Genomic DNA, 15,199 nt, shown 5'->3' with positions numbered 1-15,199 from the left:
ACGTGACAGGGTACGATGGCAGCGAGTCGCGGTCCAGCGTCGCGTGGTAGTCGCCCATCGTCGCAAACGTGTGGCCTTGCGCGCGCCAGCCAGCGAGCAGTTGCTCGAACACGGGCGCGAGCTTCTGGCCTTCCAGTTCCGCATGCAGCGTGAACACCTGGTCGTGCGGATTGGTTTCGGTGAACTTGAGGATGTGCGCGGCGACGTTGTGCGTGTCGACGCCGTCGATGCCGAGCACTTCGTCGAGCGTCGGCAGCGTGGTCGGCATCTGCACGTGCGACAGCGTGCGGCCGTTGACGACGGGGAGGTACGGCGAATGGCCGCGGCCGTCGGATGCGTAGCGCATCCCCCATGCGTCGATCTGCTCGAACGCGGAATCGTTCATCTGCCAGCCGGCCGCGCCGTGCGTGACGGGCGGCGCGCCGAAGATCTCGATGAAGCGCGCGTGACTCTTCTGCATTTCACGCGCGGTCCAGTCGCGATCGCGCGCACGGACGTTGTCCTGCCAGTACACGTGATCCCACGTGTGGATCCCGCATTCGAAGCCGGCCTCGTGAATCGCGCGCATGTCGGCGATCGCGCGGCGGCCGATGTCGGGGCCCGGCAGCAGCACGCCGTACATCAGCTGCTTCACGCCGTAGTGTTCGACCACCGACGTGCGCGACACCTTCTTCAGGAAGCCGGGGCGGAACACGCGCCGCAGCGCCCAGCCCGTGTGATCGGGCCCGAGGCTGAAGAGGAAAGTCGCGCGCGCACTGAAGCGGTCGAAGATGCGCGCGAGGTTCGGCACGCCTTCGCGCGTGCCGCGCAGCGTGTCGACGTCGATCTTGAGGACGATGCGAGCCAAGCGAACGTCCCGCTCAGCCTTGCTGCTCGACGAGCGCGCGCGCGTCGGCGACGTGGCCGCGATACGCTTCGAAGATGTTGCGCAGCGCGTCGTCGAACGTCGCCTGCGGTGCCCAGCCGAGCTCCTGCATCGTGTTGTCGATCTTCGGCACGCGGTTCTGCACGTCCTGGTAGCCGTTGCCGTAGTACGCGCCGGACGTCGTCTCGACGAGCTTCACCTGCTTGGCCGAATCGGCGTATTCGGGGAATTCCGCCGCCAGTTCGAGCATCTTGTGCGCGAGTTCGCGAACCGAGAAGTTGTTCTTCGGATTCCCGATGTTGTAGATCTTGCCCGACGCGACGCCGTCCTTGTTCTCGATGATCTTCATCAGCGCGCTGATGCCGTCGCCGATGTCGGTGAACGCGCGCTTCTGCGAACCGCCGTCGACGAGGCTGATGTTCTCGCCGCGCACGATGTGGCCGAGGAACTGCGTGACGACGCGCGAGCTGCCTTCCTTCGGCGTGTAGATCGAGTCGAGGCCCGGGCCGATCCAGTTGAACGGGCGGAACAGCGTGAAGTTCAGGCCTTCCATCCCGTAGCCCCAGATCACGCGGTCCATCAGCTGCTTCGAGCACGCGTAGATCCAGCGCGGCTTGTTGATCGGGCCGTAGGTGAGGGCCGATGCATCCGGGTCGAACTGCTCGTCCGAGCACATGCCGTAGACCTCTGAGGTCGACGGGAACACGAGGTGCTTGCCGTACTTGACGGCCGAACGCACGATCGGCAGGTTCGCCTCGAAGTCGAGTTCGAACACGCGCAGCGGCTGCTGGACATAAGTGGCGGGCGTCGCGATCGCGACGAGCGGCAGGATCACGTCGCACTTCTTCACGTGATACTCGACCCACTCCTTGTTGATCGTGATGTCACCTTCGAAGAAATGCATCCGCTCGTGGTTGACGAGGTCGCCAAGCCGATCGGTCTGCATGTCCATGCCGAACACTTCCCAATCGGTGGTTTCAAGAATGCGCTTCGACAGGTGATGGCCGATGAAGCCGTTCACACCCAGGATCAGGACTTTTTTTGCTTTCATGAATGACGGGAAGAATGAATGAACTGCGCGAATTCCGCGGGCGTCACGACGGTTTCGCTGCCGTCGCGCTGCTGCCACAGCTCGAGAATGGATAGGGCGCGGCTGTCGCCGCAGACGCCGAATAGCGCATTATCGCTTACGTGCAGGCCGGGCGGCAAATCTGCCGCGGCGGCCGCTGCCGCGCTGCCGGGCGCCGCGAGGCGCGCGCGCGCGATCACGAAACGCGTGCCGTCGACGTCCGTGAACGCGCCCGGATACGGGGGCGCGACCGCGCGCACCAGGTTGTAGACCTGCGCGGCCGGCTTCGACCAGTCGACGCGGCCGTCTTCGGGCTTGCGCCCGCCGTAGTAACTGCCGGTCGCGAGATCGTTCGGCAGGTGCGGCGCCTCGCCCGCGAGCAGCGCGGGCAGTACGCGCCAGAGCGTCTGCTCGGCGGCCACCGTGACCTTGTCGAACACCTGCGTGGCCGTGTCGTCCGGCAGGATCGGCACCGCGGTCTGGGCGATGATCGCGCCCGCGTCGGGCTTCGCGGCCATCTCGTGCAGCGTCGCGCCGGTTTCGGTCTCGCCGTTCAGCACGGCCCAGTTGGTCGGTACCCGACCCCGGTATTTCGGCAGCAGCGAGCCGTGCATGTTGTACGCGCCGCGCGGCGCGATCGCGAGCAGGTCCACCGGCAGCATGTGACGGTAGTAGAACGAGAAGATGAAATCGGGCTGCGCGTCGGACACCGCGCGGCGCAGCGCCGGATCGGCGGGATCGGCCGGCGTGACGACCGGGATCCCGTGCTCGGCGGCGACCGATGCGACGCTGCCGAACCAGATGTTCTCGTTCGGGTTGTCCTCGTGCGTGACGACGAGTGCGACGTCGACACCGCGCGCGAGCAGCACCTGCAGGCAGCGCACGCCGACGTTGTGATACGCGAAGACGACTGCGCGCGGTTTCATTGCCCGGCTCCCGTGCGGTTCGCGCCGGCGGACACCGGCGGCACGCCGTCGTGTTGCTCGAGCACGGCCTGGATCAGGTAGCGCGGCCGTGCGCGCACCTGCTGGTAGATGCGGCCGACGTACTCGCCGAGCAGGCCGAGCGCGAAGATGATCACGCCGAGCAGGAAGAACGTGATCGCGAACAGCGTGAACACGCCTTGCACTTCCGCGCCGACGATGAAGCGTCGCACGAGCAGCAGCACGAACAGCGCGGCGGAGCCGAGCGACAGGATCACGCCGATGAACGACAGCCACTGCAGCGGCACGACCGAGAAGCCCGTCACGAGGTCGAAGTTCAGCCGGATCAGGCTGTACAGCGAGTACTTCGATTCGCCGGCAAAGCGCTCCTCGTGCGCGACCTCGATTTCGGTCGGCTTCTGCGCGAACGTATAGGCGAGCGCGGGGATGAACGTGTTGACTTCGCCGCACACGTTGATCGTATCGATGATGCGGCGGCTGTACGCGCGCAGCATGCAGCCCTGGTCGGTCATCTTGATGCGCGTGATGCGCTCGCGCAGCCGGTTCATCATCTGCGACGCCTTGCGCCGCCACAGGCTGTCCTGGCGCTGCTTGCGGATCGAGCCGACGTAGTCGTAGCCCTCGCGCATCTTCGCGATCAGCTTGCCGATTTCCTCGGGCGGGTTCTGCAGGTCGGCGTCGAGCGTGATGACGATCTCGCCGCGCGATTGCGCGAAGCCGGCGAGGATCGCCATGTGCTGGCCGTAGTTGCCGTTGAGCAGCACGATGCGCGTCGTGTCGGGACGCACGTGGAACTGATCGGCGAGCATCGCGGCCGAGCGGTCGCGGCTGCCGTCGTTGATCAGGATCACTTCGTATGACGTGTCGAGTGCGTCGAGCGCCGGATACAGCCGCGCGAACAGCGCGGCGAGGCCGTCTTCCTCGTTGTACACGGGGATGATGACCGATACTTCGGGACGGCCTGCGTCCAGGTGCCCGGCGCCCGGATGCCCGGCGCGTGCTTCAAGGTGACTCATGTACGCTTAATTTCCGTATTGTTCGCAAATCTGGTTGATGGCGTCGACCACGCGACGCACATCGCCTTCCGTCATCTGCGTGAAGAGCGGCAGCGTGACGGTCGACGCGCCGTACCGTTCGGCGTGGGGGAACATGCCCTCCTTGAAGCCGCGCGCACGGTACAGCGTGAAAAGATGGATCGCCGGGTAGTGGATGCCCGTGCCGATGCCGCGTTCCTTCATCTGCGCCATGAACTCGGCGCGGGTGATCGTCAGCCGCTCGAGCGGCAGCGTGATCAGGAACATGTGCCAGTTGCCGTTCTCGAATTCGGCGACCGGCAGGCCGACGCCGAGCTTCACGGCCGCGCTGCCGTCGAATGCGGCGAAATACGCGCGTGCGAGCGCGCGGCGCTGGGCGGTGAAGCGTTCGAGGTGCGGCAGCTGGCCCAGGCCGACGCGCGCGGCGACGTCGGTCAGGTTGTACTTGCCGCCGAGCACGTCGCAGTCCATCCCGTCGAAGCCCGTGCGCGTGATGCCCTGCAGCCGGTACTTCTGCGCGAGCGTCGCTTCTTCCTCGTTGTTCAGCACGAGCGCGCCGCCTTCGATCGTCGTGAGGTTCTTGTTCGCGTGGAAGCTGAACGACACGATGTCGCCGATCGCGCCGATGCGCTTGCCGTTCCACGTCGAACCGAACGCCTGCGCGGCGTCCTCGATCACGCGCAGCTTGTGCGCGCGCGCGATCGCGTACAGGCGGTCCATGTCGACCGGCAGGCCGGACAGGAACACCGGGATGATCGCCTTCGTGCGCGGCGTGATCGCCTGCTCGAGCTTGTCGAGGTCGATGTTGCGCGTGACGGGATCGATGTCGGCGAACACGGGCGTCGCGCCCGTCTCGAGGATCACGTTGCTGGTCGAGACCCACGACGCCGGCGTCGTGATCACCTCGTCGCCGGGGCCGACGCCCGCGATGCGCAGGCCGATCTCGAGCGTGCAGGTGCCCGAGTTGAACGCGCGGACGGGACGGCCGCCGCAGTATTCGGACAGCGCCGCTTCGAATTTCTGGCTTTGCGGGCCCGTGGTGATCCAGCCCGAACGCAGCACTTCGACGACGCCCTGGATGGTTTCCTCATCGATCTCGGGGCGGGTGAACGGCAGAAACGGAGCGGTAGTCTGGCTCATGTACGCTTTGGCCTGTAATGGCGTGTAATAAAAGGGTCGGGCGATCCCGGCCGAAACCGGCATTAAACACCGGTTGGCGGAAACGCACCGTGATTTTTTGTAGGCGGACGCTTAACGCGGCGGGGCATGCTCAGCTTCGCGCGAGCACCAGCACGCCGATCAGGATGATGCCGATGCCGACGAGCCGCTGGACCGACAGCACCTCGCCGAACAGGTACCAGGCCGCGAACGCGTTGACGACGTAGCCGAGCGACAGCATCGGGTACGCGATCGACACGTCGACCCGCGACAGCCCGAGGATCCAGACCACGACGCTCAGCACGTAGCAGCCGAGGCCGCCGATGATCGGCAGCTGGGTGGCGATCTTCAGCCCGACCGGGATGATGTTCGCACGGCTGAATTCGAAGTGCCCGACGGCGTTGACGCCGGCCTTCAGCAGCAGTTGCGCAACGGCGTTGAGCATCACGCCGGTGACGATGCAGACGAGCGAAACGGGATTCATGCGATGGGCGTCCTTACGATTGCGGTTTCTCGACGATCACGCGACGGTTGTCGCGCGCAATCACGCGCATCGGCACGTCTTGCTTGACCAGGGCGTCGTACTGGCCGGGCGGCATGATCGCGAGCGCATGGGTTTCCTGCTTCCAGCGCGTGATCCATTCGTCGACGGTCGGAATCCACTTGTTCGGCTCCATCGAGATGCCGAACCCGAGCTCGTCCCGGCGCTGGACCATGATCGTCGTGTGGCCCATGTAGAACGGGAACGTGTGATCGAGCATCTCGATCGAGTAGAACGGCGTGTCGGGCGGCAGTTTCGCCAGCTCGGCGCGCACCGTCGGCGCGAGCAGCGCGCCCGAGCTGTAGCGGCCGAACTCGTCGTGCCCGGTGCCGCCGATCGTGCCGAAGGCGAGCCACGCGGCGCCGAACGCGGCTAGCGCGGCGGCGACGCCCGCGCGGCGGTTCAGCCAGGCGGCCGCGAGCGTCAGCGCGGCCGCGACCGCGAGGCCCGCGTACAGCCACATCTGGAACGCGCGGTACAGCGCGTTCGGCGTGCGGGCATCGCCCTGGTACGCGAGGAAGATGATCCCGAACGCCGCGGCGACGAAGAACACGAGGTAGCCGAGCAGGTGGCGGCGGAAGCGGTCGGCGGTCATCAGCGGCAGGTACGCGCCGATGATCAGCGCGAGCGCCGGCGCGACCGGCAGCACGTACGAGATCAGCTTCGAATGCGACGCGCTGAAGAACAGGAAGATGAATGCGCTCCAGATCAGCAGCACGAGCATCGGCGAGAAGCCGTTCGGCTGGCGCGGCATCCGCAGCGCATGGCGGATGCTCTGCCACGCAACCGACAGCCACGGCAGGAAGCCGACCAGCAGCACGGGCACGAAGTAGTAGAGCGGGCCCGGACGGTTCTGTTCCGGGGTCAGGTACCGGCGGAACTGCTGGACGATGAAGAAGAAGTTGAAGAACTCGGGGTTGCGCTGCTGGACGAGCACGAACCACGGCGTGACGATCGCGAAGAAGATCACGAGGCCGCTCACCAGGTACAGGCGCTTCCAGAGCGCCCAGTCGCGCGCGATCAGCGTATAGAGCACGAGCACGGCGCCGGGCAGGATCAGGCCGACGAGGCCCTTCGACAGCACCGCGAACGCCATCGCGGCCCAGCACGCCCACATCCAGCCGCGCGCCGCGGCCGGGCGCAGCCCGGGCCGTTGCGCGAGCAGCAGCGAGCAGAGCGACAGCGCCATCCAGAACGCAAGGCCCATGTCGAGTGCGTTGAAGTGGCCCATCAGGTTCCAGTACGGCGACGCCGCGAGCACGACGGCGGCGAGGAAGCCCGACAGCGGGTTGAACAGGCGCGCGCCCGTGAAGCCGACCAGCAGCACGCCGGCGAAGCTCGCGAGGGCCGTGTAGAGGCGCGCCTGCCATTCGCCGATGCCGAACCACGCGAACGTGAGCGCGTTCATCCAGGTCTGCAGCGGCGGCTTCTCGAAGTACTTGTAGCCGTTGTAGCGCGGCGTGATCCAGTCTCCGGTGACGAACATCTCGCGCGCCATTTCCGCGTAGCGGCCTTCGTCGCTCGGGATCAGGTGGCGCAGCCCGAGCGGCGCGAACCAGACGATCGCGAGCGCGACGACGAGGAGGACGAGCGTGATGCGGTTGAGCGGTAGCCTCGACGGCGTATCGTTCATGGATTTTCAGCCTGTTGGTTGTTGTGACGGGCCGCCGGCGGGTTGCGCCGGGGGCGGGCGGCCTGGCCGGGCCGATCCGGGGATCGACCCGCTGCGCCGGCCCGAGTTTTACCGCATCGGGGATTAACGTTCAATTAAGAGCGCGGCGGCGACTTTGCGGCCTTCGGCCATCAGGATGTTGTAGGTGCGGCAGGCAGCCTGGAAATCCATCGTCTCGACGCCGATCCGCTTGGCCGTGAGCGCCGCGACGAGCCGCGGGTGCGGGAAGCGCAGCCGTGCGCCGCTGCCGAAGATGACGAGTTCGGGCGTCGGGTCGAGCAGCATCGCGAAATGCTCGGGCGCGAGCGCGTCGAACGACGACACCGGCCACATCTGGACCGGCGCGCCGGGCAGCACGATGACGCTCGTTTCATGGCGTTCGAGATTGACGTCGACGTAATCGGGGCCGTAGCCGGTGACGGTGTTGAGCGCGCCGCTCGTGTCCTGGTGCAGTTTCAAATCGGTATTCCGCGGTTCCGTAGGGGAATGTGTCGCAGGGCCACAGGGGCCCGGAGGGCCGGTTTCGCTTGCCCGGGCACGCGGGACGCCTGACGGCGTGGGCCCGGCGCGGCTATGGTGCATTGCGAAAGTCGGCCAAAATCCGCTAAATTATAACTTTTTGGTCGCCCCCGGGCGCCACTTGCGTCGCGCGTCGCCACAAGCCGCGCCCGACCGCCCGCTTTTCCCCAGTCTAGACAGCGCGCACAGACCGGCCGCTTTCCAGTTTTGATCCCGTCCCCCCGGCCGCAAGGCCAACCCAGGAACCGTGTCGTCGTGAAACCGATTCAGAAGTCGAACAAGCTGCTCAACGTCTGCTACGACATCCGTGGCCCGGTGCTCGAGCACGCGAAGCGCCTCGAGGAAGAAGGCCACCGCATCATCAAGCTGAACATCGGCAACCTCGCGCCGTTCGGTTTCGATGCGCCGGACGAGATCATCCAGGACATGATCCGCAACCTGCCGACGTCGTCCGGCTATTCGGATTCGAAGGGCGTGTTCTCGGCCCGCAAGGCCGTGATGCACTACACGCAGGAAAAGGGTGTCGTGGGCGTCGGCCTCGACGACATCTACATCGGCAACGGCGCGTCCGAGCTGATCGTGATGGCGACCCAGGCGCTCCTGAACGACGGCGACGAAGTGCTGCTGCCCGCGCCCGACTACCCGCTGTGGACGGCGGCGGTCAGCCTGTCGGGCGGCACGCCGGTGCATTACATCTGCGACGAGCAGAACGCGTGGATGCCCGATCTCGACGACATCCGCCGCAAGATCACGCCGAACACGAAGGCGATCGTCGTGATCAACCCGAACAACCCGACGGGCGCGCTTTATTCGGACGAATTGCTGCTCGAACTGCTCGAGATCGCGCGCCAGCACGGGCTGATCGTGTTCGCTGACGAGGTGTACGACAAGATCGTCTACGACGGCCTCGAGCATACGGCGCTGGGGTCGCTGTCGGAGGACGTGATCACCGTCACGTTCAACAGCCTGTCGAAGAGCTATCGCTCGTGCGGCTACCGCGCGGGCTGGATGGCCGTGTCGGGCCTCGGCGGCGACAACCGCCGGCGCGCGAAGGATTACCTCGAGGGGCTCGGCATCCTGTCGTCGATGCGCCTGTGCGCGAACGTGCCCGGGCAGTTCGCGATCCAGACGGCGCTCGGCGGCTACCAGAGCATCAACGAGCTGATCATGCCGAGCGGGCGCCTGTACAAGCAGCGCGAACTCGCGTACGACATGCTCACGTCGATCCCGGGCGTGACCTGCGTGAAGCCGCAGGCCGCGCTGTACATGTTCCCGCGCCTCGACCCGAAGCTTTATCCGATCCAGAACGACCAGCAGTTCATTCTCGACCTGTTGCTCGAGGAGCGCGTACTGCTCGTGCAGGGTACGGGCTTCAACTGGACGACGCCGGACCACTTCCGCGTGGTCTTCCTGCCGAACCTCGACGACCTGACCGATTCGATCAACCGGATCGCACGCTTCCTCGACGGCTACCGCAAGCGCCATTCGGCCTGAGCGGCAGGACCACACGGCACTTACTACTTCTTACTCATCGATCACACGCAGCATGGAACCGATCAAAGTTGGCCTGTTGGGCTTCGGCACGGTGGGCAGCGGCACCTTCACGGTGCTGGGCCGCAACCAGGAAGAAATCAAGCGACGCGCGGGGCGCGGCATCGAGGTGACGCGCATTGCGGTGCGCAACCCGGCCAAGGCGCTGGCTGCGCTCGGCGGCGATGCCGGCGCTGCGCAGATCACCGACGATTTCAACGCGGTCGTCGATGATCCGTCGATCGCAATCGTCGCCGAGATGATCGGCGGCACGGGCATCGCGCGCGACCTCGTGCTGCGCGCGATCGCGAACGGCAAGCATGTCGTGACGGCCAACAAGGCGCTGCTCGCGGTGCACGGCACCGAGATCTTCGAGGCCGCGCGCGCGAAGGGCGTGATGGTCGCGTTCGAGGCGGCCGTCGCCGGCGGCATCCCGATCATCAAGGCGCTGCGCGAAGGCCTGACCGCGAACCGCATCCAGTACATCGCGGGCATCATCAACGGCACGACCAACTACATCCTGTCGGAAATGCGCGATCGCGGGCTCGACTTCGCGACCGCGCTGAAGGCCGCGCAGGAGCTCGGCTACGCGGAAGCCGATCCGACCTTCGACATCGAAGGCGTCGACGCCGCGCACAAGGCGACCATCATGAGCGCGATCGCGTTCGGCGTGCCGGTGCAGTTCGACCGCGCATACGTCGAGGGCATCAGCAAGCTCGACGCGACCGACATCCGCTACGCGGAAGAACTCGGCTACCGGATCAAGCTGCTCGGCATCGCGCGCCGCGCCGCAAACGGCATCGAGCTGCGCGTGCACCCGACGCTGATCCCGGAAAAGCGCCTGCTCGCGAACGTCGAGGGCGCGATGAACGCGGTCGTCGTGCACGGCGACGCGGTCGGCACGACGCTGTATTACGGCAAGGGCGCGGGCGCGGAGCCGACCGCGTCGGCCGTGGTCGCGGATCTCGTCGACGTCACGCGCCTGCACACGGCGGACCCCGAGCATCGCGTGCCGCATCTCGCGTTCCAGCCGGACAGCCTGTCGAACACGCCGATCCTGCCGATCGAGGAAGTGACGAGCGGCTACTACCTGCGCCTGCGCGTCGCCGACCAGACGGGCGTGCTGGCCGACATCACGCGCATCCTCGCCGCGTCGGGCATCTCGATCGACGCGCTGCTGCAGAAGGAATCGGAGCAGATCGACGGCGCGAACGGCGAGACCGACATCATCCTGATCACGCACGAGACGGTCGAGAAGAACGTCAACGCGGCGATCGCGCAGATCGAGAGCCTCTCGACGGTGGTCTCGAAGGTAACGAAGCTGCGCATGGAAGCGCTGAACTGAGGACGGAAGGCGACATGAACTACATCTCCACGCGCGGCGCCGGCATCGGCGAGCGCCACACGTTCTCCGACATCCTGCTCGGCGGCCTCGCGAAGGACGGCGGGCTGTACCTGCCGTCCGAATATCCGAAGGTGTCGGCCGACGAGCTCGCGCGCTGGCGCACGCTGTCGTATGCGGATCTCGCGTTCGAGATCCTGTCGAAGTTCTGCGACGACGTGCCGGCCGACGACCTGCGCGCGATCACGCGCCGCACGTACACGGCCGACGTGTACCGCAACACGCGCCACGGCGAGAACGCGTCCGACATCACGCCGCTGAAGACGCTCGGCACCGAGAACGGCGCGGCGCTGTCGCTGCTCGAACTGTCGAACGGCCCGACGCTCGCGTTCAAGGACATGGCGATGCAGCTGCTCGGCAGCCTGTTCGAGTACACGCTCGCGAAGCACGGGCAGACGCTGAACATTCTCGGCGCGACGTCCGGCGACACGGGCAGCGCGGCCGAATACGCGATGCGCGGCAAGGCCGGCGTGCGCGTGTTCATGCTGTCGCCGCACAAGAAGATGAGCGCGTTCCAGACGGCTCAGATGTTCAGCCTGCAGGATCCGAACATCTTCAACCTCGCGGTCGAAGGCGTGTTCGACGACTGCCAGGACATCGTGAAGGCGGTGTCGAACGATCACGCGTTCAAGGCGCGGCAGAAGATCGGCACGGTCAACTCGATCAACTGGGCGCGCGTCGTCGCGCAGGTCGTGTACTACTTCAAGGGCTACTTCGCGGCAACGCAGTCCAACGACGAGCGCGTGTCGTTCACGGTGCCGTCGGGTAATTTCGGCAACGTCTGCGCGGGCCACATCGCGCGGATGATGGGCCTGCCGATCGCGAAGCTCGTGGTCGCGACCAACGAGAACGACGTGCTCGACGAGTTCTTCCGCACGGGCGCGTATCGCGTGCGCAGCGCCGAGAACACCTATCACACGAGCAGCCCGAGCATGGACATCTCGAAGGCATCGAACTTCGAGCGCTTCGTGTTCGACCTGCTCGGCCGCGATCCGGCGCGCGTGATGCAGCTGTTCCGCGACGTCGAGGAGAAAGGCGGCTTCGATCTCGCGGCGAGCGGCGATTTCGCACGGGTCGCCGAGTTCGGTTTCGTGTCGGGCCGCAGCAGCCACACGGACCGCATCGCGACGATCCGCGACGTGTTCTCGCGTTACGACACGATGATCGATACGCACACGGCCGACGGCGTGAAGGTCGCGCGCGAGCATCTCGACGCGGGCGTGCCGATGGTCGTGCTCGAGACCGCACAGCCGATCAAGTTCGGCGAGACGATTCGCGAGGCACTCGATCGCGAAGCCGAGCGTCCGGCCGCATTCGACGGGCTCGAGGCGCTGCCGCAGCGTTTCGAGGTCGTGAAGGCCGACGCGCAGCAGGTGAAGGACTTCATCGCCGCCCATACGGGCGCATGACGCATGGCCGGGCCGAGAGCCCGGCTGTGCAGGACGGCCGGAATGCCGATTCGTCGAACGGATCGGGGTTCCGGCCGTTTCGTTTGGCGGTGCCGCGCCGTGCAGGCGTTCGGCATCCCGCCGCGCGGCTGCCGTCAAACCGGCATCGCGCGTGAAACAAGTGCCAGACCCGCGCGCTCGCGCGAATCACAGTTTCCGCATGTCCGCCATATCGCGCGCCCGCGCGACGGCGTCGCTACAATGGCGTATTGCATCCAACGATCCCCGATTCCATCGATGTCGAACCCCAATCCCGCGGCGCCGCGCGCGCCGATGCTGTCGACCGCCGAGGCGCTCGCCGCGCTGCTCGATGCCGCGAAGCCGTTGCCCGGCGTCGAAACCGTCGCCACGCTCGATGCGCTCGGCCGCGTGCTGGCGGCCGACGTGAGCTCGCCGCTCGACGTGCCGCCGATGCATACGAGCGCGATGGACGGCTATGCGGTGCGCGTCGCCGACCTGCTGCATGGCGAGCGGCGTTTGCCGGTGTCGCAGCGCATTCCGGCCGGCCATCCGGCCGCGCCGCTCGCAGCCGGCACGGCCGCGCGGATCTTCACCGGCGCGACGGTGCCGCCCGGCGCCGACGCTGTCGTGATGCAGGAGCAGGCGTCGGCCGACGGCGACGCGGTCGAGATCCTGCACACGCCGAAGGCCGGTGAATGGATCACCGCGCAGGGCGCGGATATCCGGCAGGGCTCGGTGATCCTGCCGGCCGGCACGCGGCTCACGCCGCAGGCGCTCGGTCTTGCCGCATCGGTCGGCTGCGCGCAGTTGCCGGTCGCGCGGCGGATTCGCGTCGCGGTGTTCTTCACCGGCGACGAACTGACGATGCCGGGCGAGCCGCTGAAGCCCGGCGCGATCTACAACTCGAACCGCTTCACGTTGCGCGGGCTGCTGGAGCGGCTCGGCTGCCACGTGACCGACTACGGGATCGTGCCCGATTCGCTCGCCGCGACGCGCGACACGCTGCGCGCGGCCGCGCGCGATCACGACGTGATCCTGACGAGCGGCGGCGTGTCGGTCGGCGACGAGGATCACGTGAAGCCGGCCGTCGAGGCCGAAGGGCGGCTCGCGCTGTGGCAGATCGCGATGAAGCCCGGCAAGCCGCTTGCCTACGGCGCGGTGCGCCGTGGCGACGATCGCCCCGATGCGCACTTCATCGGGCTGCCCGGCAACCCGGTATCGAGTTTCGTCACGTTCCTGCTGTTCGTGCGGCCGTTCCTGCTGCGCCTGTCCGGCGTGCGCGACGTCGCGCCGCGCGCGCTGTCGCTGCGCGCCGACTTCTCGCAAGGCAAGGGCGACCGCCGCAACGAATTCCTGCGTGCCCGCGTGAACGCGGCCGGCGGCCTCGACCTGTTCCCGAACCAGAGTTCGGCGGTGCTGACGTCGACGGTGTGGGGCGACGGCCTGATCGACAATCCGCCGCAGCACGCGATCAGCGCCGGCGAGACCGTACGTTTCATTCCGTTTTCCGAACTGCTGTCGTAACGCGACGGCTTCCCGAACCATGAAGATTCAGCTGAAATTTTTTGCAAGCGTACGCGAGGCACTGGGTGTTGCCGACGAGCAGGCCGACGTGCCGGACAGCGTCACGACCGTGGGCGACGTGCGCGCATGGCTGCGCGTGCGCGGCGGGGCATGGGCCGAGACGCTCGCGGAAGGGCGCGCGCTGCGCATGGCGTGCAATCACGAGATGACCGATCCCGATACGCGGCTCACCGAAGGCTGCGAAGTGGCGTTCTTTCCGCCGGTGACGGGCGGTTGAGGCACCGGCGATGGCAACGGTACGAATCCAGACCGACGACTTTGACCTGAACGCCGAGGTCGCGGCATTGCGTGCGCGCAACCCGAAGATCGGCGCGGTCGCGTGCTTCGTCGGCACGGTGCGCGATCTGAACGAAGGTGATGCGGTTGCCGCGATGGAACTCGAGCACTATCCGGGGATGACCGAGAAGGCGCTCGAGAAGATTGCGGCCGAGGCCGGCCGACGCTGGCCGGGCATCGACGTCGCGATCGTGCATCGCGTCGGCAGGCTCCTGCCGCTCGACCAGATCGTGATGGTCGCCACGGTTGCGTCGCACCGCGGCGACGCGTTTGCGTCGTGCGAGTTCGTGATGGACTACCTGAAGACCGAAGCGCCGTTCTGGAAGAAGGAAACCACGCCGGACGGCGAGCGCTGGGTCGACGCGCGCAGCGCCGACGATGCCGCGCTCGCGCGCTGGGGGATCGAATCGGGCAATACGCGGCGCTGAGCGCGGCGTCGGCATCGTGCGGCAAGGCGCCGCATGCGCGCAAGCGCCGCGCGTGACGGCAACCCGTGATGGCAATCCGTTACGCGTCCGGATCGGTGCTGCGCCCGATGATCTTCGTTGGAAACGGCTCGCCGCGGGCACGCGACGGCAGCGCGTGCGGATCGTCGCCCCCGTCGTCCCCGCCGCGGCGGCGCGGTGCGATCGCGTCGAGCAGCGCCTGCTGCTCGGGCGGAATCCGGTAATCCCAGCCGAAGCGGCTCAACTGCAGGCTCTGTGCGATCCGCAGGGCCGGTTCCATGAAGCGGATCGCCGCGGGCGGTGCGTAGCGCGCCTCGACGGTCTTCAGGAACAGCGACAGCCAGCGGCTGAAATGGGCCGGCTCGATCCCGTCGAGCGGCTGGTGCGCCTGCTGCACGTTGCCGCGATAGCCCTTGGTGCCGAGCACGAGGCTCGACCAGAACGTGACCATCTTCGGCAGGTGGTCGTCCCAGCGGCCGGCCAGCTTTGCGTCGAACACGGGCCCGAGCAGCGGATCGATGCGCACGCGGTCGTAGAACGCGTAGACGAGATCGCGGATGTTCTCTTCGGTCGGCTCGGCGTCGTGAGGGCGGGCCGGTGCGGTATCGGGCGAGGCGGGCAGGACGGTCATGGCAAAAAGGGGGCCGGGAGAGACAGACAACGACGGGGCGGCGGCGCGGGCATCGTGCAGGACGCCGGCCGGATTTTGACGCAAAATAGCGACCAACGACCCCTGAAAAACGTGTAGAT

At 66.9% G+C, this 15,199-nt stretch carries 15 protein-coding genes; 6 read left to right on the top strand and 9 right to left on the bottom strand.

From position 1 onward, the window contains the following. From ABY44_RS17130 to ABY44_RS17095, 8 genes are all read right to left on the bottom strand, one after another. Positions 1–847: polysaccharide deacetylase family protein (locus ABY44_RS17130; RefSeq protein ID WP_431641442.1), on the bottom strand; the 847-nt coding region annotated here is incomplete at its 3' end. Positions 848–860: 13 nt separating this feature from the next. Further along, a complete protein-coding gene (locus tag ABY44_RS17125; protein WP_006482864.1) occupies positions 861–1,916 on the bottom strand; it encodes a bifunctional UDP-4-keto-pentose/UDP-xylose synthase in 1,056 nt (351 codons plus the stop codon). Continuing rightward, positions 1,913–2,860, bottom strand: a complete 948-nt coding sequence (locus ABY44_RS17120; protein WP_060084266.1) for a formyltransferase — start codon at positions 2,858–2,860, stop codon at positions 1,913–1,915. The genes ABY44_RS17125 and ABY44_RS17120 overlap by 4 nt, the downstream gene beginning before the upstream one ends. Beyond that, complete coding sequence (locus tag ABY44_RS17115; RefSeq protein WP_060174309.1) at positions 2,857–3,894, bottom strand: glycosyltransferase; 1,038 nt, start codon at positions 3,892–3,894, stop codon at positions 2,857–2,859. The genes ABY44_RS17120 and ABY44_RS17115 overlap by 4 nt, the downstream gene beginning before the upstream one ends. Before the next feature lie 6 nt (positions 3,895–3,900). Then, entirely contained in the window at positions 3,901–5,052 is a 1,152-nt protein-coding gene (locus ABY44_RS17110) for a DegT/DnrJ/EryC1/StrS family aminotransferase (RefSeq protein ID WP_027787199.1), read from the bottom strand. A 130-nt stretch (positions 5,053–5,182) separates the two neighbouring features. After that, complete coding sequence (locus tag ABY44_RS17105; RefSeq protein ID WP_027787200.1) at positions 5,183–5,554, bottom strand: EamA family transporter; 372 nt, start codon at positions 5,552–5,554, stop codon at positions 5,183–5,185. A 13-nt stretch (positions 5,555–5,567) separates the two neighbouring features. Next, positions 5,568–7,244 (bottom strand): glycosyltransferase family 39 protein, encoded by a 1,677-nt coding sequence (locus ABY44_RS17100; protein ID WP_060174308.1) that lies wholly within the window; start codon positions 7,242–7,244, stop codon positions 5,568–5,570. A 123-nt stretch (positions 7,245–7,367) separates the two neighbouring features. Continuing rightward, positions 7,368–7,742, bottom strand: a complete 375-nt coding sequence (locus ABY44_RS17095) for an Mth938-like domain-containing protein (RefSeq protein WP_027787202.1) — start codon at positions 7,740–7,742, stop codon at positions 7,368–7,370. Positions 7,743–8,057: 315 nt separating this feature from the next. Between ABY44_RS17095 and ABY44_RS17090 the strand changes: the two genes are divergently transcribed. From ABY44_RS17090 to ABY44_RS17065, 6 genes are all read left to right on the top strand, one after another. After that, positions 8,058–9,296: a pyridoxal phosphate-dependent aminotransferase gene (locus ABY44_RS17090; RefSeq protein WP_027787203.1), complete on the top strand. Its 1,239-nt coding sequence runs from the start codon at positions 8,058–8,060 to the stop codon at positions 9,294–9,296. A gap of 52 nt (positions 9,297–9,348) precedes the next feature. Further along, positions 9,349–10,677: a homoserine dehydrogenase gene (locus ABY44_RS17085; RefSeq protein ID WP_021156505.1), complete on the top strand. Its 1,329-nt coding sequence runs from the start codon at positions 9,349–9,351 to the stop codon at positions 10,675–10,677. Between the two features lie 14 nt (positions 10,678–10,691). Continuing rightward, positions 10,692–12,143: a threonine synthase gene (gene thrC / locus ABY44_RS17080; RefSeq protein ID WP_027787204.1), complete on the top strand. Its 1,452-nt coding sequence runs from the start codon at positions 10,692–10,694 to the stop codon at positions 12,141–12,143. Between the two features lie 276 nt (positions 12,144–12,419). Then, positions 12,420–13,667, top strand: coding sequence for a molybdopterin molybdotransferase MoeA (locus tag ABY44_RS17075; RefSeq protein ID WP_027787205.1), 1,248 nt, complete (start codon positions 12,420–12,422; stop codon positions 13,665–13,667). 19 nt (positions 13,668–13,686) lie between these two features. Continuing rightward, a complete protein-coding gene (moaD, locus tag ABY44_RS17070; RefSeq protein WP_011352296.1) occupies positions 13,687–13,944 on the top strand; it encodes a molybdopterin converting factor subunit 1 in 258 nt (85 codons plus the stop codon). 10 nt (positions 13,945–13,954) lie between these two features. Continuing rightward, positions 13,955–14,431, top strand: a complete 477-nt coding sequence (locus tag ABY44_RS17065; RefSeq protein WP_060174307.1) for a molybdenum cofactor biosynthesis protein MoaE — start codon at positions 13,955–13,957, stop codon at positions 14,429–14,431. 79 nt (positions 14,432–14,510) lie between these two features. On the opposite strand, the gene ABY44_RS17060 is transcribed toward ABY44_RS17065, so the two are convergent. Further along, complete coding sequence (locus tag ABY44_RS17060) at positions 14,511–15,080, bottom strand: group III truncated hemoglobin (RefSeq protein ID WP_060174306.1); 570 nt, start codon at positions 15,078–15,080, stop codon at positions 14,511–14,513. Positions 15,081–15,199: the final 119 nt, after the last annotated feature.

The organism is Burkholderia sp. ZZQ-2, assembly GCF_050768715.1.
GTDB lineage: Bacteria > Pseudomonadota > Gammaproteobacteria > Burkholderiales > Burkholderiaceae > Burkholderia > Burkholderia cepacia.
The sequence above is the reverse complement of the archived record's forward strand: the minus strand, read 5'-3'. Positions and strand labels throughout refer to the sequence as shown.

Excerpts from the sequence above, each read along its gene's own strand:
- ABY44_RS17105 (WP_027787200.1), bottom strand. The coding sequence starts at position 5,554 with ATGAATCCCGTTTCGCTCGTCTGCATCGTCACCGGCGTGATGCTCAAC.
- ABY44_RS17085 (WP_021156505.1), top strand. The coding sequence starts at position 9,349 with ATGGAACCGATCAAAGTTGGCCTGTTGGGCTTCGGCACGGTGGGCAGC.
- ABY44_RS17065 (WP_060174307.1), top strand. The coding sequence starts at position 13,955 with ATGGCAACGGTACGAATCCAGACCGACGACTTTGACCTGAACGCCGAG.
- ABY44_RS17120 (WP_060084266.1), bottom strand. The coding sequence starts at position 2,860 with ATGAAACCGCGCGCAGTCGTCTTCGCGTATCACAACGTCGGCGTGCGC.
- moaD (WP_011352296.1), top strand. The coding sequence starts at position 13,687 with ATGAAGATTCAGCTGAAATTTTTTGCAAGCGTACGCGAGGCACTGGGT.
- ABY44_RS17110 (WP_027787199.1), bottom strand. The coding sequence starts at position 5,052 with ATGAGCCAGACTACCGCTCCGTTTCTGCCGTTCACCCGCCCCGAGATC.
- ABY44_RS17060 (WP_060174306.1), bottom strand. The coding sequence starts at position 15,080 with ATGACCGTCCTGCCCGCCTCGCCCGATACCGCACCGGCCCGCCCTCAC.
- thrC (WP_027787204.1), top strand. The coding sequence starts at position 10,692 with ATGAACTACATCTCCACGCGCGGCGCCGGCATCGGCGAGCGCCACACG.
- ABY44_RS17115 (WP_060174309.1), bottom strand. The coding sequence starts at position 3,894 with ATGAGTCACCTTGAAGCACGCGCCGGGCATCCGGGCGCCGGGCACCTG.
- ABY44_RS17125 (WP_006482864.1), bottom strand. The coding sequence starts at position 1,916 with ATGAAAGCAAAAAAAGTCCTGATCCTGGGTGTGAACGGCTTCATCGGC.
- ABY44_RS17075 (WP_027787205.1), top strand. The coding sequence starts at position 12,420 with ATGTCGAACCCCAATCCCGCGGCGCCGCGCGCGCCGATGCTGTCGACC.
- ABY44_RS17100 (WP_060174308.1), bottom strand. The coding sequence starts at position 7,244 with ATGAACGATACGCCGTCGAGGCTACCGCTCAACCGCATCACGCTCGTC.